This is a genomic window from Pseudomonas sp. BF-RE-25 (assembly GCF_019956105.1).
Lineage (GTDB): Bacteria > Pseudomonadota > Gammaproteobacteria > Pseudomonadales > Pseudomonadaceae > Aquipseudomonas > Aquipseudomonas migulae.
The window spans coordinates 22,668-45,893 of record NZ_JAHBDB010000036.1 but is presented as its reverse complement, the minus strand read 5'-3'; the positions used below and the strand labels follow the sequence as shown (position 1 = coordinate 45,893).

The following is a 23,226-nucleotide window of genomic DNA, read 5'->3' as shown; positions in this document are numbered from 1 at the left end:
CATGCGCCGAACCCTTTCACCCGGCGTCGAATGCCTGGGGCTGATGCTGCTTGCTCTGTTGCTGGTCGGCGCAGGGCTCGGGTTGCGCCAGCCGCAGAATGTGGACGAGGAGCGCTTCCTCGGCGTGGCGCTGGAGATGCTGCATAACGGGTCGTGGTTGATTCCCCATCGCGCTGCCGAGATTTACGGCGATAAACCACCGATATTCATGTGGACCGTGGCGTTTTTCACCTGGATCACCGGGATGCCCGCCATTGCCCTTTACCTTCCGGGGCTGCTGTCTGCCACCTCGGTCACGGCGATGCTCTACGACTTGGGTCGCAGGCTTTGGAACCAGCGAGCCGGTCGGACGGCCGCGCTGCTTTACCTGGCGACCTATCAGACCTACAGCATTTTGCGCACCGGCCAGATCGACAGTTTTCTGATCCTGTTCACCTCGCTGGGCCTGTACGGTCTGGCCCGACACCTGCTGCTCGGGCCGGCCTGGCGCTGGTTTTACGTGGGCTGTGCGGCGATGGGGATCGGCGTGATCACCAAAGGGGTCGGCTTTGTGCCGGCGTTGATGCTGATCCTGTATGCCTACGCGGTGCGCAAAGGTTGGTCCGGCGTGGTGGCGATGCCGGGCGAAGCGCGCAAATGGTGCCTGGGTGTTGTGGTGCTGCTCGGTGCCGTGGGCATCTGGCTGCTGCCCTTGGCGCTGTCCATCGTGCTCAATGGCGGTGCTGAGGAAATTGCCTACGTGCGGGAAATCCTGCTGCGCCAGACGGCGGGGCGTTATGCGGCCGCCTGGGATCACCGGGAGCCGTTCTGGTACTTCTTCGTCAGCGTCATTCCGCAATATTGGTTGCCGCTGGTGCTCGCGCTGCCGTGGCTGATCCCCGCCTGGCGCCGGCAATTACGCAAGCGCGATGGCCGCGTGTTGGTGCTGCTGGGGTGGGTGGTGCTGGTGGTGCTGTTTTTCTGCCTGAGCAGCGGCAAGCGCAAGTTGTACATTTATCCGGCGCTGCCGGGATTGGTGCTGGTCGCCGCGCCGCTGATGCCGTGGTTGCTCAGGCGCTGGTTCCGTCAACGCCAACTGGGTTCGCGGATTTTTCAGGGGGTGGCGGTGATCTGGTTCACGCTGTGGTTCGCCCGAGGGTTCATCGAGCCGGTCAAGGACGGCGCCAATCCCCACGAGGCGTTGATGGCGCAGGCGGCGACCATGACTCGGGGCGCAGACCTGGTGTTGGTCCACTGGCGCGAGGGCCATTGGTTGTTCGCAAGGCAGCCGATCGTGCATTTCGGCATGATCGGTTCAACGGTCGAGCAGGCGGCGCAGTGGTTGCGTGAACATCCGCAGGCGTACGCGTTGGTGCCGGATGAACAACTCGGTCAGTGCTTCAATCCGCAGGCTGCCCGCGAGTTGGGCGAGACCTCCCGGGCGCAATGGTCGATCGTCGGTGCCGACGCCGACAACGGCAATTGCCATCCTGGTCCGCCGGCCCATATCTATCGCTTCACCTGGGACCGTGCATCGCTATAATCGACCCCACGTTTCACTCCTGTCACCACACGAGACTGCCATGACCATTTCCCTGTACGACGCTTCTGTCCCTGTTTTCAAACAAATGCTCAATGCCCTGAGCGACGTTCTGAACAAGGCCGAAGCCCACGCCACCGCCAAGAACATTGATCCGAACGCTTTCCTGCAAGCCCGTCTGTACCCGGACATGTTCCCGCTGGTGCGTCAGGTGCAGATCGCCGTTGATTTCGCCAAGGGTGTTTCTTCGCGTCTGGCCGAGATCGAAGTGCCGAAGTACGACGACACTGAAACCACCTTCGCCGAGCTGCAAGCGTTGCTGACCAAGGTTCTGGCTTACATTGGCGAGATCAAGCCTGAGCAGATCAATGGCAAGGAAGGCATCGAGATCATCACCCGTCAGGGCACGCCGAAAGAGAAGCGCTTCAGCGGCCAGGCTTACTTGCTGAGCTACGGTCTGCCGCAGTTCTTCTTCCACGTCACCACCGCTTACGCATTGCTGCGTCATAACGGTGTGGAAGTGGGCAAGCGCGATTACATGGGCGCGTTCTAAACCGCCCGGGTACAAAAAAGCCCGCCAAGGTTTGCGCCTTGGCGGGCTTTTTATTGTTCTTGTGGGAGTGGGGTTATGGTTTTTTGTCTGGGGGCATATCCGTTTTTTCGGTTGCGGCGGCTATTGGTTTCGCCCTTACGGCGAGTCACTTGGAAGAGCGCCAAGTAACCAAGCGCTTTTGCCCCTTTCGTTCGGTGCCTCGCCTAGGCTCGGCATACCCTCGCTCCGGTCCTGCTCCGTGGGCCCGCCGCCATCGGCCATCCATGGCCGGGGGCGGCTAACCCGGCATCCATGCCGGGTTGCCCACTGCGCAGAACCTGCGCTCGGCCTCTCGAGGGGGCGACTACCGCCACAGCCGCCGAGGCGGCCTGAAAGCCGACCTGGCTCTTCGGTCGTGCGCACACTTCCTTGCACATCCCCCTGTAGGAGCCGGCTTGCTGGCGATGGCGGTGGGTCAGTCGACGCATTTATTGACTGGACGGACGCTATCGCCAGCAAGCCGGCTCCTACACGGGATTGGGTTCACACGGTTTGAAATTGTAGGAGCTGGCTTGCCAGCGATGGACGTCAACGATAACGCGGGCTGTCTGAATGAACGCGTTGCCCCGACGTTTTTCGCCGGCAAGCCGGCTCCTACAGGGGGCGATGTGCGCTTTTGCTTTCCACCACTCATCAGGCCGAGCGTTAGCTCGCCTTCCGCTTTTGATCTGAGCGCCCCCTCGAGAGGCCGAGCGCAGGTTCTGCGCAGTGGGCAACCCGGCATGGATGCCGGGTTAGCCGCCCCCGGCCATGGATGGCCGATGGCGGCGGGGCCACGGAGCAGGACCGGAGCGAGGGCATGGCGAGCCTAGGCGAGGCACCGAACGAAAGGGGCAAGAGCCCTTGGTTACTTGGGGCTCTTCCAAGTGACTCGCCGTAAGGGCGAAACCCTAAGTGGCCGTTACCGAAGAAACGGATATGCCCAAAATCCAAACAGCCACCAAACCACGCGTCACGCCAAACGCTGAGCCTTCTCGTCCTCACCCAAACAAGCCGCCGCCGTAAACAGCACATCAGTCGAAGAATTCAGCGCAGTCTCCGCCGAATCCTGCAACACACCAATAATGAAACCAACCGCCACCACCTGCATGGCGATTTCACTCGGAATGCCGAACAGACTGCACGCCAGTGGAATCAACAACAACGAACCACCCGCCACACCCGAAGCGCCACAGGCACAAATCGCCGCGACGACACTCAGCAAGATGGCAGTCGGAATGTCCACGGCAATACCCAGCGTATGCACAGCCGCCAGGGTCAGCACAGTAATGGTGATCGCAGCACCCGCCATGTTGATCGTCGCACCCAGCGGAATCGAAACCGAATAAGTGTCCTCATGCAGACCCAGGCGCTTGCTCAGTTCCAGATTGACCGGAATATTCGCCGCCGAACTGCGGGTGAAAAACGCCGTGATGCCACTTTCACGCAAGCACATGATCACCAGCGGATACGGGTTGCGACGCAGCTTCCAGAACACGATCACCGGGTTCATCACCAGCGCCACAAACAGCATGCAACCCAGCAACACCGCCAGCAGATGCGCGTAGCCGATCAAGGCACCGAAACCGGAAGTGGCGAGGGTCGACGCCACCAGGCCGAAAATCCCCAGCGGCGCAAAACGGATCACCAGGCGCACGATCAGGGTCACGCCGTTGGACAAGTCGCCGAGCACTTCACGCGTGGTGTCACCGGCATGGCGAATGGCGACGCCCATGCCGATGGCCCACGCCAGAATACCGATGAAATTGGCATTCATCAGCGCGCTGACCGGGTTATCCACCACGCTCAGCAGCAGACTTTGCAGCACTTCACCGATACCGCCCGGCGCGGTCACCGCGACGTCGTGGGTGGACAGCACCAGGCTCGACGGGAACATCATGCTGGCCACGACCGCGACCACGGCCGCCGCAAACGTGCCCAGCAAGTACAGAAACAGAATTGGGCGGATGTGTGTTTCCTGGCCGTGCTTGTGGTTGGCGATCGACGCCATGACCAGCACGAACACCAGAATCGGCGCGACGGCTTTCAGCGCCGAGACGAACACTTTGCCGATGAACGCAGTGGACTTCGCCACGTCCGGCGCAACCAGCGCCAGGGCAATCCCGGCGAGCAGGCCGATGATGATTTGCGTAACCAGGCTCAAGCGTTTCAAGCGTTGCAATAGCGAAGGGGATGAAGCGGTCATAAAACGGCATCTCTGATTTTATTAGGTGCGGTGTGTCGCGACATCGCGGCCATTAAAGGGCGGATGAACAGGGTGTACGAATCGCAGGGCGCGGACTTTATCACAGCGTCGTCCGCATCCCTCAGACCTGTGACGATCTGCCACCCGCCTGTTAAACGCGATGTGCAGGTTCGTGCAACCGCCTTTGGAAACACTCTGTTAAGATTGCGCATCCTCATTTTCATGTCTGCCAGTGAGCCTTCGGGCTATCGCTGGTGTTGTCGTTTTCTGGAGTTCTGCATGCTGTTGCCCATCCTTCTGTTGTCCGCCGCCGGTTTCACGGTGCTGACCACGGAATTCATCATCGTCGGCCTGTTGCCGGCAATCGCCCGGGATCTTGAAGTGACCATCCCCCAGGCCGGTTTGCTGGTGACGTTGTTCGCCTTCACTGTCGCCGCGTTCGGGCCGTTCCTGACCGCGTACTTCGCCCGGTTCGAACGGCGCAAGCTGTTCATTTCGGTGTTGATCATGTTCGGTCTGGCCAACACCCTCGCGGCGTTTGCGCCGAACATCTGGGTGATGGCCGTTGCGCGGTTGATCCCCGCACTCGGGCTACCAGTGTTCTGGGCCCTGGCCAGTGAAACGGCGGTGGACATCGTCGGGCCGGATTACGCCGGACGCGCCATTGCCAAGATCGGTTTCGGCATCGTTTGCGCGACGGTGTTCGGCATTCCGGTGGGTACGTTGATTTCCGATGCGTTCGGCTGGCGCAGTGCCTTCGGCATTCTGGCGGTGATCGCGTTTGCCAAGGCGTTGCTGCTGTTTATCTACTTGCCGAAAACCAGTCTGCATCAGCATCAGGTGAGCTTCCGTTCACAGTTCAAGATCCTGCGCAGCCCGTTGATGATCGGGCACGTGTTGCTGTCGATCCTGGTGTTCAGCGGCATGTTCACCGCTTACACCTATCTGGCGGACATTCTTGAGCGGCTGGCCGGTTTCAACGGCACTGTAGTGGGCTGGTGCCTGATGGGCTTCGGCGCGGTGGGCCTGATCGGCAACTCGTTGGGCGGTCGCGCGGTGGATCGTCATCCGCTGATTGCTTCCGTGACGTTCTGCGCGTTCATGATCGCCGGCATGGTGACGCTGGTGCCGAACATCCATTCGCCGCTGGGTCTGGCGGCAGCAATGGGCATTTGGGGCGTGACACAAGCGGCGTTGTTCCTGGTCAGCCATGTGCGTTTGATGAAAGCCGCGCCCGAAGCGCCGGCGTTTGCCGCGTCGCTGAACATTGCCGGCGCCAACCTCGGTATCGGTCTGGGCGCGATGGTCGGTGGCCGGGTGATCGACAGCGTTGGCCTGGGTGGGCTTGGCTTTGCGGCGGCGGGTTTTATTCTGATCTCGATCCTGTTGGCCATGGCGCTGATGACCTTCAAACCCCGCGAAGTCTGCGCCTGACCCTCATATCTCGGTGAACAGCTCGCGTCGGGCACCTTCGGTAATCGCAACGATGCCGGGGTGCTTGACCTTGCGCTCCACCGAAATGGCGTAGAACGACTCGGTCACGGCGTCGGTCTGGCCAATCAATTCCACGCCGCACTGACGCTTCACTTCATCGGCAATCACGCTCGGGCCGATGAAAATCCCGCTGCCGGACTGACCGAAGGCCTGCATCAACGCGCTGTCGTCGAACTCGCCGACGATGCGCGGCTGAATCTGCTGCTCGGCAAACCAGCGTTGCAAACGACTGCGCACCACGGTTTCCGGCCCCGGAATCAGTAGCGGTGCGCCGTGCAGGCTGCGTGGGAAATCCTGACCGTACTGCGCCGCCAGTTCGGCGGTGGCGAAGAAACTGATCCCGCATTCCCCGAGTTTCTGGCTGTAGCCCTTGATGTCGAGGTGCGACGGCATCGGGCTGTCGGAAATCACCAGGTCCAGGCGCTGAATCGCCAGGTCGGCGAGCAAGCGTTCAAGTTTGTCTTCGCGGCAGGTAATGCGCAGCGGTTCGCTCAGCTCCATGGTCGGCGCGATCAGGCGATAGACGATGGATTTGGGTACCACGTCAGCCACGCCAACCCGAAACAGAATCTGCTGCTCATTGGGTTGCGCCCGCAGCATCAGCTCCAATTCACCGCCGAGCTGAAACATTTGCTCGGCGTAGGGCAGGGTCTGGCGGCCGGCTTCGGTGAGCTCCAGCTGTCGGCCAACCCGACGAAACAACTCGATACCGTAGGTTTGTTCGAGCAAGGAAATCTGCCCGCTGATGGTCTGCGGCGTCAGGTTCAGCTGTTCGCAGGCGCGCACGATGCTGCCGGTCTTGGCCACGACCCAGAAGTAATGCAGTTGTCGATAGTTGAGCATGGCGACCTACAGTTCGTTAAAACCGAAGTATAACCGCTAAAAATACGAATTTTCCTGAAGTGTTTGCCTCCCTAGAATGCCTCGCTATCAGCGGGCCATCGTTTCGGCCCGTTTTGTTCTATCGAGGAAAGCATCATGAAGCTTAAAACCACGGCACTGTTGATTGCGTCTTTACTGGTGCTGGCCGGTTGCGACCAGGCCGAAAAAAGCGCTCAGCAACTGATGGGCAAGGCTGCCGAATCCGCCAAGCAAGCGATTGACGACACCCACAAAGCCGCCGAGCAAGCGCTCAGCGATGCCACCGGCGGGCTGGTCAGCAAGAAAGAATCATCGGGCGACGATAAAGAGAAAACCGAATCGTCGTCCCAGGAAATCTAAACCGTCTTAAAACGAGTCAGGACTGACCCATGGAATACCTTTTAGAACTTGCTGCAAGCCCCACCGCCTGGGTCGCCCTGGCCACGCTGGTGGTGATGGAAATCGTGCTCGGCATCGATAACCTGATCTTCATCTCGATCCTGACCAACAAACTGCCGGAACAGCATCGGCAGAAGGCGCGGCGCATTGGTATCGGCATGGCGCTGATCCTGCGACTGGCACTGCTGAGCACCATCGCGTTCATCGTCCAGTTGACTGAGCCGGTGATCGAGATCCTCGGCCACGCGTTCTCCTGGAAGGACATGATCCTGATCGCCGGCGGCCTGTTCCTGTTGTGGAAGGCGACCACCGAGATCCATCACAGCATGGACCCGGCGCCGGAAGATCCGAAGTCGGCGACCTCGACCGTGACCCTGGGCTTTGCCGCCGCGATCGGTCAGATCCTGATGCTGGACATGGTGTTCTCCATCGACAGCATCATTACCGCTGTCGGTATGACCGAGCATTTGCCGATCATGATCATCGCGGTGGTGGTGTCGGTGCTGGTGATGTTGTTGGCGGCTGACCCATTGGCCAAGTTCATCAACGACAACCCGACGGTGGTGATGCTGGCACTGGGCTTCCTGATCATGATCGGCATGACGCTGATCGCCGAAGGCTTCGGCGCCCACGTACCGAAAGGCTACGTCTACGCAGCCATGGCGTTCTCGGCAACGATTGAAGGCTTGAACATGATGTCGCGACGGGCCAAGCAGAAGCGCATTGCCGCTGAAGCGTAACCTGGGCTGAAACGAAAACGGCCGCCTGCACTCGCAAGAGTCCAGGCGGCCTTTTGTATTCGGGGGTATTAAAAAGTGCCCGTCAGTGCGCAGTGGCGTGACGTGCAACCGGTTTGTCGGTTTTCGTCACCCGAGCCGGCTGGGCGGGGTGGTGATGGTGCCTGCGGGCAATTCGCAGGACTCCCCACAACATGGCGGCGGCAACAGCCAGCCAACTGAAAATCAACATCACAATGGTCATTGTCAGGCTCATCAGTGCCTCCTCTTCGCCCTGCTTCGGGCACACACGCTTTGCAAGTGACAGTCTAGTCGCTGCCATGTTGCAGGCTATTGACCAAAGGTCGTTGCCGACCAATCAGTTCGCTCTATCGAACGCAATCAACTGCCGGTTAAGGCTATACCGCTGTCGCGCGGCGTCCTATGATCAACGGCCAAGCCGGGAGCACGGACACCTGGCGTCTGAACAAGAGAGTGATGATGGTGCGGGTATTTTCGCGAATTCGAACGGCAGCCCTGATTGTTGGCTGTGTTGCAGGTCTGGCTGGCTGCGCGGGCAGTGTGGCGCCGGAGGTCAAGCGTCTGCCGGAACGCGTGGAACTCAGCGGGACGTTCTACCGTGGGCAAAGCTTTCAAAGCGGACCCCAAGTGCTGGCCAGTCTGTTGGCCCAGCAGGGCATCGTGATTACCCCGGGGTTGCTCGAAAAGCCTTTGCACCTGCCGGGCGCCGAAACGCAATTGCAGCAGAACATGCAGAACCTCGCCCGCGAGTACGGGATGGTCGTTTACCCACTCGACAGCCATTTGCCTGCGTTGCTGACCCAGGTTGCGGCGGGTTACCCGGTGATGGTGCGCTTCACTGAAGGCTCGGCGTTCTGGGCTGAACCGCGTTACGCCATTCTCGCCGGGTACAACCGTCAGAAGCGGACTGTGTTGCTGCGCTCGGGATTGAATCGACGGGAGTTGATGAGCTTCAGCTCGTTTGAGTCGTCGTTCAAGGATGCGGGTGGTTGGGCGGTGCTGATCCAGAAACCGGAGCAGATTCCGGCCAACGTTGATCAGTCGCGTTGGTTGAAAGCGGCGAACGACTTGGCCCAGGCCGGCCAGGAGCAGGCCGCTGCCCGTGCGAAGAAGGCGCTGACTTCGCAGTAAGCTTCCCGTTCGTCATCTGCCCGGCACTGCCACTTGCGATTGGCCTCTAAAGGATAAGGGCCCGGATGTTTCCGGGGCCGTCCCAAGGAGGCGTCCATGACACATCCCACTTCACCCTCCGGCCCGCACTCGTCCGAGCATTCTTCAGGCAATGAGTTGGGTTTCGATCCGGATTCGCCGGACCTTGCCGACCCTCAGGTCGACCCCATCGGACCTGCCAGGGCGCCCAGGGATGTTAAACCGGGCGAGGCGGGCAAGGCTCCCGCCAAACCTTACGACCCGCTCGCGAATTTGAAACCCTGACGTTTTGTGTGAGGTGCGTATGTCTATTGATTCGAGTTTTGACGACAAGCGTCCGGACAGTGTTCCAACCACTGTGGAGGATGATATTGATCCGGTGATGGATCCGGACCGTCCGATGCGTGATCCATTGGTCAGGCCGGTGGTGACGCCAAGGGATCCGAGTGCGGGGGATGGTGTTCCGGATGATGATCAGATGCCATTGCCGAATGATTGAGGTTTTCGGTTTGGCGTTCAGTGGGTTGGGGGTATATCCGTTATTGCGGTAACGGCGGCTATTGGTTTCGCCCTTACGGCGAGTCACTTTCGAAAAGCCTGCGCGGCCCGGCGGAAAGTAACCAAAGCGCTTTTGCCCCTTTCGTTCGGTGCCTCGCCTAGGCTCGGCATGCCCTCGCTCCGGTCCTGCTCCGTGGGCCCGCCGCGATCGGCCATCCCTGGCCGTGCGCGGCTAACCCGGCATCCATGCCGGGTTGCCCACTGCGCAGAACCTCCACTCGGCCTCTCGAGGGGGCGACCACCGCCACAGCCGCCGAGGCGGCCTGAAAGCCGACCTGGCTCTCAGTCGTCCGCGTTCGCCTTCTCTGCTGCGTTCACTCATTCCGGATATATACACCGATCCCTGTAGGAGCCGGCTTGCTGGCGATAGCGTCCGTCCAGCCAATACAAACGTCGACTGACCCACCGCCATCGCCAGCAAGCCGGCTCCTACAAGGGATTGGGTTCACACGATTCAAAATTGTAGGAGCTGGCTTGCCAGCGATGGACGTCAACGATAACGCGGGCTGTCTGAATGAACGCGTCGCCTAGACGCTTTTCGCCGGCAAGCCGGCTCCTACAGGGAATCCCATACGCTTTTGCTTCTCACCACTCATCAGGCCGAGCGTTAGCTCGCCTTCAGCTTTTGATCTGAGCGCCCCCTCGAGAGGCCGAGTGGAGGTTCTGCGCAGTGGGCAACCCGGCATGGATGCCGGGTTAGCCGCCCCCGGCCATGGATGGCCGATGGCGGCGGGCCCACGGAGCAGGACCGGAGCGAGGGCATGCCGAGCATTAGCGAGGCACCGAACGAAAGGGGCAAGAGCCCTTGGTTACTTGGGGCTTTTCCAAGTGACTCGCCGTAAGGGCGAAACCATAAGCCGCCGTTACCGAAGAAACGGATATATCCCCAACTACTTCGAAGCCTCAACCACACCACTCTGACGGTGCTTGAGGTTCTTTTCCGACTTGTACTGCAAGGCCTCAGACGGAACGTTGGCGCCCTTGCCGGTCTCGACCCAGTTGCGAATACGACTGGCATCGGCGAAGTGCGTGTACTTGCCGTACGCATCGAGAATCACCAGCGCCACCGGACGATTACCCATGCTGGTCACCAGCACCAGGCAGTGGCCGGCTTCATTGGTAAAGCCGGTTTTGGTCAACTTGATGTCCCAGTTCGGCTTGCCGACCAGATGGTCGGTGTTGCGAAAACCCAGGCTGTAATTGGGTTTGCGAAACGAGACGGTTTTTTCCTTGGTGGTGCTCAACTCGGTCAATAACGGGTACTTGTGCGCCGCGATCAGCAATTTGCTCAGGTCGCGTGCGGTAGAAACGTTACGAGGGGAGAGGCCGGTCGGTTCGACGAAGTGGGTGCTGGTCATGCCCAACGCCTTGGCCTTGGCGTTCATCGCGGCAATGAATGCGACATAGCCGCCCGGATAGTGGTGGGCCAGGCTCGCGGCTGCGCGGTTTTCCGAGGACATCAGCGCGATCAGCAGCATTTCCCTGCGCGGCAATTCGCTTTTGAGTTTCACCCGGGAAAACACGCCTTTCATTTCTGGCGTATCGCTGATGTTGATATTGATGTACTCGTCCATGTTCTGCCTGGCTTCAACCACGACAAGACCGGTCATCAATTTGCTGACGGAGGCGATAGGAACAACCACATCGGGGTTGCTGGCATAGATGACTTTGTTGGTCTGCATATCCAGCAGCAAAGAGCTGCCGGAAGCCAGCTTGAGTTGTTTCGTATCTCGAGGTGCCGCGGTGGTTTCAGCAGCATTGACCGTTGGCGTGATGAACGTCCCTGTAAATACAAAAAATAGGCTCAGGATGGAAAGACGGATTTTCACGCTGGCAGACTCATAAGGTGTGGATTAGCCGTTTTGTAACGGGCTGTTGCTTTAAAAACGACGCATTTTAGGAGTATGGCTGAAGAACTGTCGATGGTTGTTCAATCAACAAGTCAAAGTCCTTGAAAAGCCCTACAAAACAGCAGGTTTCCGGCGAGTGGTCGTGTCATTCCCCGGGCAAAAAGAACCCCGCCATTGGCGGGGTTCTTTTGTTCGTTGCCTGGATCGAGGCGTGAACTCAGCTGTGCAGCGTTTCCGCGGCGTACAGCGTGTTTTCCAGCAGGCAGGCGCGGGTCATCGGGCCGACGCCGCCCGGTACTGGGGTGATCCAGCCAGCGCGGGGCAGGGCGGTTTCGTAGATCACGTCGCCGACCAGTTTGCCGTCTTCCTGACGGTTGATGCCGACGTCGATCACGATCGCGCCTTCCTTGATCCATTCACCCTTGACCAGGCCCGGCTTGCCGGCGGCGACCACCACCAGATCGGCACGACCGACGTGGCCTGCCAGATCCTTGGTGAAGCGGTGGGTAACGGTCACGGTGCAACCGGCCAGCAGCAATTCCATCGCCATCGGTCGCCCGACAATGTTGGAGGCGCCGACGACCACTGCGTCCATCCCGTAAAGATCGGCCCCGGTGCTTTCCAGCAGGGTCATGATCCCTTTGGGCGTGCAAGGGCGCAGCAGCGGAATGCGCTGGGCCAGACGACCGACGTTATAAGGATGGAAGCCGTCGACGTCTTTGTCCGGACGAATGCGTTCCAGCAATTTGGACGCGTCCAGGTGTTCAGGCAACGGAAGCTGAAGCAGAACGCCGTCGATTGCCGGGTCGTCGTTAAGGCGATCGATCAGGGCGGTCAGCGCTTCTTGAGTGGTTTCGGAAGGCAGGTCGTAGGCTTGGGAAATGAAGCCGACCTCTTCACAGTCTTTACGCTTGTGCGAGACATAAACCTGAGAGGCAGGATCGCTGCCGACCAGGATCACCGCGAGACCGGGAGTGCGCAGGCCTTGCTGGCGACGCTCGGTAACGCGTTTGGCGATCTGCTGGCGCAGGCTGGCGGCGATCGATTTGCCGTCGATTAGTTGTGCAGTCATTGCGCGTGATTAACCATCGAGAGGGGAAAAAAAGAGAACGCATTCTCGCATGTCATGAGGTGAGGGCAAAGGCGCTTGGTCTGCAAATTCCGCTAACCCCTTTAATTAAATGAATTTTTTTTAAAAAGGATTTGACGCCCTACGGGGGGCTCTATACTATTCGTCGCACTTGTCGGGCACAGCCTAGCACTGGTTAAGAAGGTCGAGTGGAATTACGATTCTGCAAGGCTGGAAAGCACTTAGTTTGTAGTCCTTCAAGGGTACAGATTAACAAGGCGCCCGTAGCTCAGCTGGATAGAGCATCCGCCTTCTAAGCGGATGGTCGCAGGTTCGAGTCCTGCCGGGTGCGCCATTAGGCAGCTTTGGCACAAGTAACGCGATATGGTGGGCGTAGCTCAGTTGGTAGAGCACGGGATTGTGACTCCCGTTGTCGTGGGTTCGATCCCCATCGTCCACCCCATATTTCGAAAGGCGCCAGATTAACAGTCTGGCGCCTTTGCTTTAACGGCTACATGCGGATGTGGTGGAATTGGTAGACACACTGGATTTAGGTTCCAGCGCCGCGAGGCGTAAGAGTTCGAGTCTCTTCATCCGCACCAAATAAAGCTTCATTCAGGCCGCTGGCTTGGCTGGAGCTCAACGAAGAAGTTGTTTGGCTTCTTTGTTACGCAATATGGTGGGCGTAGCTCAGTTGGTAGAGCACGGGATTGTGACTCCCGTTGTCGTGGGTTCGATCCCCATCGTCCACCCCATATTCCGAAAGGCGCCAGATTTAACAGTCTGGCGCCTTTTTTGTTTTAGTGGTTCGAGTGTTTCGCGACTGCAGGTTCTGGGTCGCAGGCGCAGGGCGTTTCGTCGTATTTTTGTTTCTCGATGATGCCGTGCTGCTCGCCGGTCTTGCTCGCGAGATCGGCTGTCAGGGGATGCCTGGCAATCGCTTCTATATATAGAAGGGTTGGCGCAGAGCCCTGGCATGATTGGCTGTATTTGCCACCGGGGCGAGATGCATTCATGCATTCGCACCTATAAATTGCCTGCTGCGTTGTTACCCGTTTTCAGTAGGGTGACTTCTTGAGTTTGACCTACTAGAATGCATGCCCTTGATTCTGGGGTCGGAAACGGCCGGCCAACGTCTGTGCAACGAGGAATATCCATGCAAGTTTCTGTTGAAAATACTTCTGCTCTTGAGCGCCGCATGAGCATCACCGTGCCGGCTGAGCGCATCGAGACTCAGGTCAACAAGCGTCTGCAGCAGACCGCCCAAAAGGCCAAGATCGCTGGTTTCCGTCCAGGCAAAGTGCCGATGAGCGAAATCAAGCGCCGTTTTGGTGCTGATGCACGTCAGGAAGCTGTCGGCGACGTCATCCAGTCCTCTTTCTACGAAGCCGTAGTTGAGCAAAAGCTGAACCCGGCTGGCGCTCCTTCGATCGAGCCGAAATCCCTGGAAGCTGGCAAAGACCTGGAATACGTCGCGATTTTCGAAGTGTTCCCAGAGTTCACCGTTGCCGGTTTCGAAGGCATCACCGTTGAGCGCCTGAGCGCTGACGTGGCTGACGCCGATCTGGACAAAATGCTGGACGTGCTGCGCAAGCAGAACACCCGTTTCGAAGTGGCCGATCGCGCCGCTCAGAACGACGACCAACTGAACATCGATTTCGTCGGCAAGGTTGACGGTGAAGTGTTCGCTGGCGGTTCCGCCAAAGGCACTCAGCTGGTTCTGGGTTCCGGCCGCATGATCCCGGGTTTCGAAGACGGTCTGGTTGGCGCTAAAGCCGGCGAAGAGCGCGTTCTGAACCTGACCTTCCCGGCTGACTATCAGAACCTGGACCTGGCGGGCAAAACCGCTGAGTTCACCGTGACTGTGAACACTGTTTCCGAGCCAAAACTGCCTGAGCTGAACGAAGAGTTCTTCGCTCAATTCGGCATCAAGGAAACCGGTCTGGAAGGCTTCCGCGCCGAAGTTCGCAAGAACATGGAGCGTGAGCTGCGTCAGGCAATCAAATCCAAGGTCAAGAATCAGGTAATGGACGGTCTGCTGGCCACCAACCCGATCGAAGTGCCAAAGGCTCTGCTGTCCAACGAAGTTGACCGTCTGCGCGTGCAGGCTGTTCAGCAGTTCGGCGGCAACATCAAGCCTGACCAACTGCCGGCCGAGCTGTTCGAAGAGCAAGCCAAGCGTCGCGTTGTTCTGGGTCTGATCGTGGCTGAAGTGGTCAAGCAATTCGACCTCAAGCCTGACGAAGCCCGCGTTCGTGAAATGATCCAGGAAATGGCTTCGGCCTACCAAGAGCCTGAGCAGGTTGTGTCCTGGTACTACAAGAACGAGCAGCAACTGAACGAAGTCCGTTCGGTTGTGCTGGAAGAGCAAGTTGTGGATACTGTTCTGCAGAAAGCTAGCGTGACCGACAAATCGGTCTCTTACGAAGAAGCGGTCAAGCCGGTAGAAGCTCCACAAGCCGACTGATCTTTTCTGCGGTAAGAAGCACACACCATAAGCCAGCCTTCGTGCTGGCTTATGCGTATTCAAGACATAACTATTTGGGAGTGACTGCAGAGCATGTTCCGTAATTCGTATATTCAGCAGAACTCTGATATCCAGGCCGCAGGCGGCCTGGTCCCGATGGTTGTCGAGCAGTCTGCTCGTGGCGAGCGCGCCTACGACATTTACTCGCGTCTTCTCAAGGAGCGGGTGATCTTTCTGGTGGGTCCGGTAGAGGACTACATGGCCAACCTGATTTGTGCGCAGCTGCTGTTCCTTGAAGCGGAAAACCCGGACAAGGACATCCATCTCTATATCAACTCCCCGGGCGGTTCGGTGACGGCGGGCATGTCGATCTACGACACCATGCAGTTCATCAAGCCTAACGTGTCGACCACCTGTATCGGTCAGGCCTGCAGCATGGGCGCATTCCTGCTGACCGCAGGTGCTCCTGGCAAGCGTTACTGCCTGCCGAACTCACGCGTGATGATTCACCAGCCACTGGGCGGTTTCCAGGGGCAGGCTTCGGATATCGAAATCCATGCCAAGGAAATCCTCTTCATTCGTGAGCGTCTCAACACGCTGATGGCCAAGCATAGCGGGCGCACGCTTGAAGAGATCGAGCGCGATACCAACCGCGACAATTTCATGAGTGCAGAAGCCGCGCGTGAATACGGGTTGATCGATGAAGTGATCACCCAGCGCCCCGCTTAATATAAGCAGCTCAAAATAAGGCGGGTCGGCTGGTCCGATCACCAGCGGGCTTGAAAAAGCCCGCAATAGCCTTCATCTTGTGTTGCAAGCCTATCGGATTTGGATCGAACGAATGACTGACACCCGCAACGGCGAGGACAACGGCAAGCTGCTCTATTGCTCCTTCTGTGGCAAAAGCCAGCATGAAGTGCGCAAATTGATTGCCGGCCCCTCGGTCTTTATCTGCGACGAGTGCGTCGACCTGTGCAATGACATCATCCGAGAGGAGGTGCAGGAAGCCCAGGCGGAAAGCAGCGCGCATAAATTGCCTTCGCCTAAAGAAATCAGCGGCATCCTTGATCAGTACGTGATTGGTCAGGAGCGTGCAAAAAAGGTTCTGGCTGTAGCGGTGTACAACCACTACAAGCGCCTGAACCAGCGTGACAAAAAGAATGACGACGTCGAACTCGGCAAGAGCAACATCTTGCTGATCGGCCCGACAGGCTCGGGTAAAACCCTGCTTGCCGAAACACTGGCCCGCTTGTTGAACGTTCCGTTCACCATCGCCGACGCAACCACCCTCACCGAGGCGGGTTATGTGGGTGAAGATGTCGAGAACATCATTCAGAAGCTGTTGCAGAAGTGCGATTACGACGTAGAAAAAGCCCAGATGGGCATTGTCTACATCGATGAGATCGACAAGATCTCGCGCAAGTCTGACAACCCGTCGATCACCCGGGACGTTTCCGGTGAAGGCGTGCAGCAGGCCCTGCTCAAGCTGATCGAAGGTACGGTCGCTTCCGTTCCGCCTCAAGGTGGTCGCAAGCATCCGCAGCAGGAATTCCTTCAGGTTGACACCCGTAACATCCTGTTCATCTGCGGCGGCGCATTCTCTGGTCTGGAAAAGGTTATTCAAAACCGTTCCACCAAGGGCGGCATCGGTTTCAACGCAGAAGTGCGCAGCAAGGAAGAAGGCAAGAAAGTCGGTGAATCCCTGCGTGAAGTCGAGCCTGACGATCTGGTCAAGTTCGGTCTGATCCCGGAATTCGTCGGTCGTCTGCCGGTTCTTGCCACGCTGGACGAGCTTGATGAGGCTGCATTGATGCAGATCCTCACCGAGCCGAAAAATGCTCTGACCAAACAGTATGCCAAGCTGTTCGAGATGGAAGGCGTGGACCTGGAATTCCGGGCTGACGCACTCAAATCGGTCGCCAAACGTGCCCTGGAACGCAAGACCGGTGCCCGTGGACTGCGCTCGATTCTCGAAGGTGTATTGCTCGACACTATGTATGAAATCCCCTCGCAGTCCGAGGTGAGTAAAGTAGTGATCGATGAAAGCGTTATAGAAGGCAAGTCCAAGCCACTGTATATCTACGAAAACAGTGAGCCGGCTGCCAAGGCCGCGCCAGACGCTTAAGCGTCACGCAGCTGGAATAAAGAAGGGGCCTTCGGGCCCCTTTTCTTTTAAAGCATTTTTAACGTCCTCTTTGCGCTTGTTTTTTTTCAAGGCAGCCCCCATCTTGGTTTCAAGCTTACTTCCATCTGTTTACGGCCTTATGGCCGCCGTAGAGGCGAAATCATGAAGACAACCATCGAATTGCCTCTCCTGCCATTGCGTGATGTTGTGGTTTATCCGCACATGGTTATCCCGCTGTTCGTGGGGCGCGAGAAATCCATCGAAGCCCTCGAGGCAGCGATGACGGGCGACAAGCAGATCCTTCTGCTGGCCCAGAGAAACCCTGCTGACGACGATCCCGGTGAAGAAGCACTTTATCGCGTAGGTACGATCGCTACCGTTCTGCAGTTGCTCAAGTTGCCTGACGGCACGGTCAAGGTTCTGGTCGAAGGTGAGCAGCGCGGCGCCGTGGAGCGCTTCAGCGAAGTGGACGGCCACTGCCGTGCCGAAGTCTCCTTGATCGATGAAGTCGATGCGCCTGAGCGCGAGTCGGAAGTGTTTGTCCGCAGCCTGCTGGCTCAGTTCGAACAATATGTGCAGCTGGGCAAGAAAGTCCCCGCTGAAGTCCTGTCGTCGCTCAATAGCATCGACGAGCCAGGCCGCCTGGTCGATACCATGGCCGCGCACATGGCCCTGAAGATCGAGCAGAAGCAGGAAATTCTCGAAATCATCGATTTGTCGGCCCGGGTCGAGCACGTCCTGGCGCTGCTGGATGCCGAGATCGACCTGCTGCAAGTCGAAAAACGCATTCGCGGTCGCGTCAAAAAACAAATGGAGCGCAGCCAGCGCGAGTACTACCTGAATGAGCAGATGAAGGCCATTCAGAAAGAGCTCGGCGACAGCGACGAAGGCCATAACGAAATCGAAGAGCTGAAAAAGCGCATCGATGCAGCCGGCCTGCCGAAAGACGCCTTGGCCAAGGCCCAGGCCGAACTGAACAAGCTGAAACAAATGTCGCCAATGTCCGCGGAAGCGACCGTGGTGCGTTCGTACATCGACTGGCTGGTTCAGGTGCCGTGGAAGGCTCAGAGCAAAGTGCGTCTGGACCTGGCGCGTGCCGAAGACATCCTCGACGCCGACCACTACGGCCTGGAAGAAGTCAAAGAACGCATCCTCGAATACCTCGCCGTGCAGAAGCGCGTGAAGAAGATTCGTGGCCCGGTGTTGTGCCTGGTCGGTCCTCCTGGCGTGGGTAAAACCTCGCTGGCGGAGTCGATTGCTCACGCCACCAACCGTAAATTCGTGCGCATGGCCCTCGGTGGTGTGCGCGATGAAGCGGAAATTCGTGGTCATCGCCGGACTTATATCGGTTCGATGCCAGGAAGATTGATTCAAAAGATGACAAAAGTGGGCGTCCGCAACCCGCTGTTCCTGCTCGATGAAATCGACAAAATGGGCAGCGACATGCGTGGCGATCCAGCGTCGGCGTTGCTGGAAGTGCTCGATCCGGAGCAGAACCACAACTTCAACGATCACTATCTGGAAGTCGATTACGACCTGTCCGATGTGATGTTCCTGTGCACCTCGAACTCGATGAATATTCCACCGGCGCTGCTCGACCGGATGGAAGTGATTCGTCTGCCGGGTTACACCGAAGACGAGAAAATCAACATCGCCGTCAAATACCTTTCGCCGAAGCAGATTACTGCCAACGGTTTGAAGAAAGGCGAGCTGGAATTCGACGCTGAAGCGATCCGCGACATCATCCGCTACTACACCCGCGAAGCCGGTGTGCGTGGGCTGGAGCGCCAGATTGCCAAGGTTTGCCGCAAGGCGGTCAAAGAACATGCACTGGAAAAACGCTTCTCGGTGAAGGTCACTGCCGACATGCTGGAGCACTTCCTGGGCGTGCGTAAATTCCGCTACGGCCTGGCTGAATCGCAGGATCAGATCGGTCAGGTGACCGGCCTGGCATGGACTCAGGTGGGCGGCGAATTGCTGACCATCGAAGCTGCTGTCGTACCGGGCAAAGGCCAGTTGATCAAGACCGGTTCGCTGGGTGACGTGATGGTCGAATCGATCACCGCTGCCTTGACCGTTGTCCGCAGCCGCGCGAAGAGCCTGGGCATTCCCCTGGACTTCCACGAGAAGCGCGACACGCACATCCATATGCCGGAAGGGGCGACCCCGAAGGACGGCCCTAGCGCCGGTGTAGGCATGTGCACGGCCCTGGTGTCGGCGTTGACCGGGATCCCGGTGCGCGCTGACGTGGCCATGACGGGTGAAATCACCTTGCGCGGTCAAGTGCTGGCGATTGGCGGTCTGAAAGAAAAACTGCTTGCTGCCCACCGTGGCGGGATCAAGACGGTGATCATTCCTGAAGAGAACGTACGCGATCTGAAGGAAATTCCTGACAATATCAAGCAAGATCTGCAGATTAAACCGGTTAAATGGATTGACGAGGTCCTGCAAATTGCGCTGCAATACGCGCCGGAGCCCTTGCCCGATGTAGCTCCGGAGATAGTTGCAAAGGATGAAAAACGCGAGTCTGACTCTAAGGAAAGAATTAGCACGCATTAGTACGCATTTGCCTGGAGGGCTTGTTGACAGCTTTTTAGAGCCCTTGTTATAAAGCGGCTCTTAAGTGTCTGTAGGCCATTCAGCACTCGTTTTTGCTTTCACCAAAAAACTTAGAATCATACTCAAATAGATATAAGGGGACTTAGAGTGAACAAGTCGGAACTGATTGATGCTATCGCTGCATCCGCTGATATCCCGAAAGCTGCTGCTGGCCGTGCGCTGGACGCTGTAATCGAATCCGTCACTGGCGCTCTCAAGGCTGGCGACTCTGTTGTTCTGGTTGGTTTCGGTACTTTCTCCGTGACTGATCGTCCAGCTCGCATTGGTCGTAACCCACAGACCGGTAAGACACTGGAAATCGCAGCAGCCAAAAAACCAGGTTTCAAAGCCGGTAAAGCACTGAAAGAAGCTGTCAACTAAGTTCGATTCAGGTTTTTGCCTATCCGGGTCGGGGTCATGCCTGACCTGGCAGCGGAGCGGTAGTCCAGTCGGCAAGTTGCCGGTCCGAGACACCGAGGGTCGCAAGTTCGAACCCTTGGTCCGCTCCGCCAGTTACGAGAAGGCGCATCCTCGGATGCGCCTTTCTTCTATCCGGATTCTACCCACGCTCCACGGTTGCCTAATTTTGAAGTTCAACCGTTTCTGGGGGACGCATGCTGCAGAATATCAGGGACAATTCACAAGGCTGGATTGCCAAGACCATTATCGGGGTCATCGTTGCACTGATGGCTTTGACCGGTTTCGACGCCATTTTTCAGGCCACCACCCATCGTAACGATGCGGCCAAGGTCAACGGCGAAGAAATCAGCCAGAACGAGCTGAGCCAGGCGGTCGATATGCAACGCCGTCAACTCATGCAACAGCTGGGCAAGGATTTCGATGCTTCCTTGCTCGACGAAAAAATGCTGCGCGAATCGGCCCTCAAAGGCTTGATCGACCGCAAGCTGCTGCTGCAAGGCGCAGAAAACTCGAAATTCGCTTTTTCCGAAGCGGCTTTGGACCAAGTGATCCTGCAAACCCCTGAGTTCCAGGTGGACGGCAAGTTCAGCTCCGAGCGTTTCGATCAGGTTATTCGTCAGCTCGGCTACAGCCGCATGCAATTCCGCCAGATGCTGGCTCAGGAAATGCTGATCGGCCAACTGCGCGCTGGCTTGGCAGGCAGCGGTTTCGTCACCGACGCACAGGTGCTGGCCTTCGCCCGTCTGGAAAAACAGACCCGCGATTTCGCTACCCTGAACGTCAAGGCTGACCCGGCGGCTGTGAAGCTGACCGACGATGAGGTCAAGGCCTACTACGACGAACACGCCAAGGAATTCATGACGCCGGATCAGGTGATCATCGATTACCTCGAGTTGAAGAAGTCTTCCTTCTTTGATCAGGTCGCGGTGAAAGACGAAGACCTGCAAGCGGCGTATCAGAAAGAAATCGCCAACCTGTCCGAGCAACGTCGGGCGGCGCACATTCTGATCGAAGTGAACGGCAAGGTGACCGAGGCGCAAGCCAAGGCCAAGATCGAAGAAGTTCAGGCCCGTCTGGCCAAAGGCGAGAAGTTCGAGGCCCTGGCCAAGGAATTCTCCCAGGATCCAGGTTCGGCGAACAACGGTGGTGACCTCGGTTACGCAGGCCCTGGCGTCTACGACCCAGCGTTCGAAACCGCGCTGTATGCGTTGGCCAAGGACCAGGTTTCGGCCCCGGTTCGTACTGATTTCGGCTTCCACCTGATCAAGCTGTTGGGTGTTGAGGCGCCGGAAGTTCCGACCCTGGCCAGCCTGAAAGACAAGCTGACCAAAGAGCTGAAAACTCAGCAAGTCGAGCAGCGTTTCGTCGAGGCGACCAAGCAACTGGAAGACTCGTCGTTCGAATCTTCCGATCTGGTCCAGCCGGCACAGGACCTGAAACTGACCGTTCACACCTCCAAGCCGTTCGGCCGGGAAGGTGGCGACGGCGTTGCAGCCAACCGTGCGGTGATCGCTGCCGCGTTCAGTCCTGAAGTGCTGGATGAGGGTGCCAACAGCACAGCCATCGAACTCGATCCGGAAACCGTGATCGTGTTGCGCGCCAAGGAACACCTGAAGCCTGCGCAACTGCCGCTGGAAAGCGTGTCTGCCGCCATCCGTGGGCAATTGGCCAAGGAGCACGCCAGTGCTGCCGCCAAGACCAAGGCTGATGAGCTGATTGCCGGCCTGCGCGAAGGCAAGACACCGCTGGACAAGGCGATTGACGGTCAGAGCTGGAAAGTCACCGCTGCGGTGAATCGCGCTCAGGAAGGGATCGACCCGACTGTGCTGCAAGCGTTGTTCCGCATGCCGAAGCCGGTTGCCAAAGACAAGCCGACCTTCAGCAGCGTGACCCTGGCCGATGGTAGCCTGGTGATCGTGCGTCTGAACGGCGTCAACGAAGCCGCTGCGCCGACCGAAGAAGAGAAGGCTCAATACCGTCGCTTCCTCGCCTCGCGCATTGGCCAGCAAGATTTTGCGGCCTACCGCAAGCAGCTGGAAGCCGAAGCGGACATCAAGCGTTTCTGATGCCTGACTGAGTTTCCCGCGACACAAAGACCCCGGCCAAACCGCCGGGGTTTTTTGTGGGCGCAGAAAAAGCGGGCAGGGGCTGTCCGTCGGCTGAGGTTTTTCCGGGCGACTTTTTCCTGTAAATGGCAGTCATTACACTTGTAACTGTTTCAAGACACTAATCGATGCGACGCTAAGCATCGATCTGTTGCACAATACGCCCCGGACTGTTTTTCTCAGGATGCTCAATGTTTAAATCATTTCCCGTGCGGGTTGTCGGGCTGGCGTTGGTGCTGGCCGTCGCGGCCGGTTGCTCTTCGAAAAAAGCCCCGATCTATGAGCATGAGAACTTCGACGACTCCGGAACCTTTTCGCGCAATTACCCGGTCACCGATGCGCAATCCTGCGAAGCCGCCCGTCGCGCGTTGCTCAGCCAGGGTTACATCATCACCAGCAACGACCCGAAGCTGATCAGTGGTCACAAGAGCTTTCAGCAGACTGGCGAGACCCACATGGAGATCAGCTTCAGTGTGGTCTGTGCCGATGATGGCAGCGAAGGCCATCACGCGACCATGTTCGCCAACGCCTTGCAGGATCGCTATGCGCTGAAGAAGACCAACAACTCCGCCAGCCTCGGTGTGGGTGTGTTGGGTTCGGTATCGATGCCGATCGGTTCGTCCGACGACTCGATGGTCAAGGTCGCCAGCGAAACCGTCTCGTCGGCTAAGTTCTATGAGCGTTTCTTCGCCCTGGTGGAATTGTTCCTGCCGCCGGAAGCAAAAAAAGCCGCGCACATCGTCGAAAAGCCGAAAACCGATCTGGGCGTGCCTGAAGCCAAGGCCGCACCGGCGCCTGAGCCGGCCTCTGCCGCTCAATCAGCTCCAGCTCCAGCTCCGGTAGCCGAGCCTGCGCCGGCACCTGCTGCGGAACCGGTTGCACCGCCACCTGAGCCCGCACCGGTTCTACCGGTCGAGAACGCTGAGTCGGCGGCACCGTCGACGGAAAACGTCACGCCACCGGCGCAGTCGAATTTGCCTCCTCCGAGCGAACCGATTCCTGCCATGCCTGTGACCAGCCAATAATCGGTGGCTGACGCTCCGGGATCGGCTCGCAGCCTGTCGATCCCGGAATCGT

21 protein-coding genes and 5 tRNA genes are annotated in these 23,226 nt (G+C 58.2%); 20 read left to right on the top strand and 6 right to left on the bottom strand.

Going from position 1 to position 23,226, the window contains the following annotated elements; translation table 11 throughout:
* Position 1: 1 nt before the first annotated feature.
* Positions 2-1,522 carry an ArnT family glycosyltransferase gene (locus tag KGB24_RS17815; RefSeq protein WP_223413809.1) on the top strand — a complete coding sequence of 507 codons (1,521 nt, stop codon included), beginning with the start codon at positions 2-4 and terminating at the stop codon, positions 1,520-1,522.
* A 40-nt stretch (positions 1,523-1,562) separates the two neighbouring features.
* Positions 1,563-2,072 (top strand): DUF1993 family protein, encoded by a 510-nt coding sequence (locus KGB24_RS17810; protein ID WP_008030762.1) that lies wholly within the window; start codon positions 1,563-1,565, stop codon positions 2,070-2,072.
* Positions 2,073-3,063: 991 nt separating this feature from the next.
* Here KGB24_RS17810 and sstT read toward each other — a convergent pair.
* On the bottom strand, positions 3,064-4,296 hold the full coding sequence (sstT, locus tag KGB24_RS17805) for a serine/threonine transporter SstT (RefSeq protein WP_008033700.1): 1,233 nt from the start codon (positions 4,294-4,296) through the stop codon (positions 3,064-3,066).
* A 279-nt stretch (positions 4,297-4,575) separates the two neighbouring features.
* On the opposite strand from sstT, the gene KGB24_RS17800 reads away from it, so the two are divergent.
* Positions 4,576-5,730, top strand: coding sequence for an MFS transporter (locus tag KGB24_RS17800; protein ID WP_008033699.1), 1,155 nt, complete (start codon positions 4,576-4,578; stop codon positions 5,728-5,730).
* 3 nt (positions 5,731-5,733) lie between these two features.
* Here the strand turns inward: KGB24_RS17800 and nhaR are convergent, their stop codons facing one another.
* Entirely contained in the window at positions 5,734-6,633 is a 900-nt protein-coding gene (nhaR, locus tag KGB24_RS17795; protein WP_008033698.1) for a transcriptional activator NhaR, read from the bottom strand.
* A gap of 135 nt (positions 6,634-6,768) precedes the next feature.
* On the opposite strand from nhaR, the gene KGB24_RS17790 reads away from it, so the two are divergent.
* Both KGB24_RS17790 and KGB24_RS17785 read left to right on the top strand, forming a co-directional pair.
* A complete protein-coding gene (locus KGB24_RS17790) occupies positions 6,769-7,011 on the top strand; it encodes a hypothetical protein (RefSeq protein WP_008033695.1) in 243 nt (80 codons plus the stop codon).
* 29 nt (positions 7,012-7,040) lie between these two features.
* A complete protein-coding gene (locus KGB24_RS17785) occupies positions 7,041-7,790 on the top strand; it encodes a TerC family protein (protein ID WP_008044163.1) in 750 nt (249 codons plus the stop codon).
* Between the two features lie 82 nt (positions 7,791-7,872).
* Here the strand turns inward: KGB24_RS17785 and KGB24_RS17780 are convergent, their stop codons facing one another.
* On the bottom strand, positions 7,873-8,043 hold the full coding sequence (locus KGB24_RS17780; RefSeq protein WP_177318192.1) for a hypothetical protein: 171 nt from the start codon (positions 8,041-8,043) through the stop codon (positions 7,873-7,875).
* 167 nt (positions 8,044-8,210) lie between these two features.
* Here KGB24_RS17780 and KGB24_RS17775 point away from each other — a divergent pair, with 167 nt between their 5' ends.
* The 3 genes from KGB24_RS17775 (at position 8,211) to KGB24_RS17765 (ending at position 9,456) form a co-directional block, all read left to right on the top strand.
* The gene (locus tag KGB24_RS17775) at positions 8,211-8,939 is read left to right on the top strand and encodes a peptidase C39 family protein (protein ID WP_223415012.1); all 729 of its coding nucleotides are present in this window, start codon (positions 8,211-8,213) and stop codon (positions 8,937-8,939) included.
* 96 nt (positions 8,940-9,035) lie between these two features.
* A complete protein-coding gene (locus KGB24_RS17770) occupies positions 9,036-9,242 on the top strand; it encodes a DUF6021 family protein (protein ID WP_008033692.1) in 207 nt (68 codons plus the stop codon).
* Positions 9,243-9,261: 19 nt separating this feature from the next.
* Positions 9,262-9,456 carry a hypothetical protein gene (locus KGB24_RS17765; RefSeq protein ID WP_223415010.1) on the top strand — a complete coding sequence of 65 codons (195 nt, stop codon included), beginning with the start codon at positions 9,262-9,264 and terminating at the stop codon, positions 9,454-9,456.
* 949 nt (positions 9,457-10,405) lie between these two features.
* Here the strand turns inward: KGB24_RS17765 and pbpG are convergent.
* The gene (gene pbpG / locus KGB24_RS17760) at positions 10,406-11,344 is read right to left on the bottom strand and encodes a D-alanyl-D-alanine endopeptidase (RefSeq protein WP_008034113.1); all 939 of its coding nucleotides are present in this window, start codon (positions 11,342-11,344) and stop codon (positions 10,406-10,408) included.
* A 238-nt stretch (positions 11,345-11,582) separates the two neighbouring features.
* Positions 11,583-12,437 carry a bifunctional methylenetetrahydrofolate dehydrogenase/methenyltetrahydrofolate cyclohydrolase FolD gene (gene folD, locus KGB24_RS17755; RefSeq protein WP_008034109.1) on the bottom strand — a complete coding sequence of 285 codons (855 nt, stop codon included), beginning with the start codon at positions 12,435-12,437 and terminating at the stop codon, positions 11,583-11,585.
* 275 nt (positions 12,438-12,712) lie between these two features.
* Between folD and KGB24_RS17750 the strand changes: the two genes are divergently transcribed.
* The 4 genes from KGB24_RS17750 to KGB24_RS17735 all read left to right on the top strand — a co-directional run bounded on the left by KGB24_RS17750 (position 12,713) and on the right by KGB24_RS17735 (position 13,189).
* Positions 12,713-12,789 (top strand) — tRNA-Arg (locus KGB24_RS17750).
* 32 nt (positions 12,790-12,821) lie between these two features.
* A tRNA-His gene (locus tag KGB24_RS17745) sits at positions 12,822-12,897 on the top strand.
* Between the two features lie 54 nt (positions 12,898-12,951).
* Positions 12,952-13,036, top strand: a tRNA-Leu gene (locus tag KGB24_RS17740).
* A 77-nt stretch (positions 13,037-13,113) separates the two neighbouring features.
* A tRNA-His gene (locus KGB24_RS17735) sits at positions 13,114-13,189 on the top strand.
* A gap of 45 nt (positions 13,190-13,234) precedes the next feature.
* Here the strand turns inward: KGB24_RS17735 and KGB24_RS17730 are convergent.
* Entirely contained in the window at positions 13,235-13,450 is a 216-nt protein-coding gene (locus tag KGB24_RS17730; RefSeq protein ID WP_223415008.1) for a hypothetical protein, read from the bottom strand.
* A gap of 140 nt (positions 13,451-13,590) precedes the next feature.
* Here KGB24_RS17730 and tig point away from each other — a divergent pair, with 140 nt between their 5' ends.
* The 8 genes from tig to KGB24_RS17690 all read left to right on the top strand — a co-directional run bounded on the left by tig (position 13,591) and on the right by KGB24_RS17690 (position 23,174).
* Entirely contained in the window at positions 13,591-14,901 is a 1,311-nt protein-coding gene (gene tig, locus KGB24_RS17725) for a trigger factor (protein ID WP_032832734.1), read from the top strand.
* Positions 14,902-14,994: 93 nt separating this feature from the next.
* A complete protein-coding gene (clpP, locus tag KGB24_RS17720; RefSeq protein ID WP_008034105.1) occupies positions 14,995-15,630 on the top strand; it encodes an ATP-dependent Clp endopeptidase proteolytic subunit ClpP in 636 nt (211 codons plus the stop codon).
* Positions 15,631-15,742: 112 nt separating this feature from the next.
* The gene (clpX, locus tag KGB24_RS17715) at positions 15,743-17,026 is read left to right on the top strand and encodes an ATP-dependent Clp protease ATP-binding subunit ClpX (RefSeq protein ID WP_007946893.1); all 1,284 of its coding nucleotides are present in this window, start codon (positions 15,743-15,745) and stop codon (positions 17,024-17,026) included.
* A 162-nt stretch (positions 17,027-17,188) separates the two neighbouring features.
* Positions 17,189-19,585, top strand: coding sequence for an endopeptidase La (gene lon, locus KGB24_RS17710; protein WP_008034103.1), 2,397 nt, complete (start codon positions 17,189-17,191; stop codon positions 19,583-19,585).
* A gap of 147 nt (positions 19,586-19,732) precedes the next feature.
* On the top strand, positions 19,733-20,005 hold the full coding sequence (locus KGB24_RS17705) for an HU family DNA-binding protein (RefSeq protein WP_002552737.1): 273 nt from the start codon (positions 19,733-19,735) through the stop codon (positions 20,003-20,005).
* Between the two features lie 53 nt (positions 20,006-20,058).
* Positions 20,059-20,136, top strand: a tRNA-Leu gene (locus KGB24_RS17700).
* A gap of 102 nt (positions 20,137-20,238) precedes the next feature.
* Positions 20,239-22,110 carry a SurA N-terminal domain-containing protein gene (locus KGB24_RS17695; RefSeq protein ID WP_223415007.1) on the top strand — a complete coding sequence of 624 codons (1,872 nt, stop codon included), beginning with the start codon at positions 20,239-20,241 and terminating at the stop codon, positions 22,108-22,110.
* A 230-nt stretch (positions 22,111-22,340) separates the two neighbouring features.
* On the top strand, positions 22,341-23,174 hold the full coding sequence (locus KGB24_RS17690; protein ID WP_223415006.1) for a DUF2242 domain-containing protein: 834 nt from the start codon (positions 22,341-22,343) through the stop codon (positions 23,172-23,174).
* Positions 23,175-23,226 lie beyond the last annotated feature (52 nt).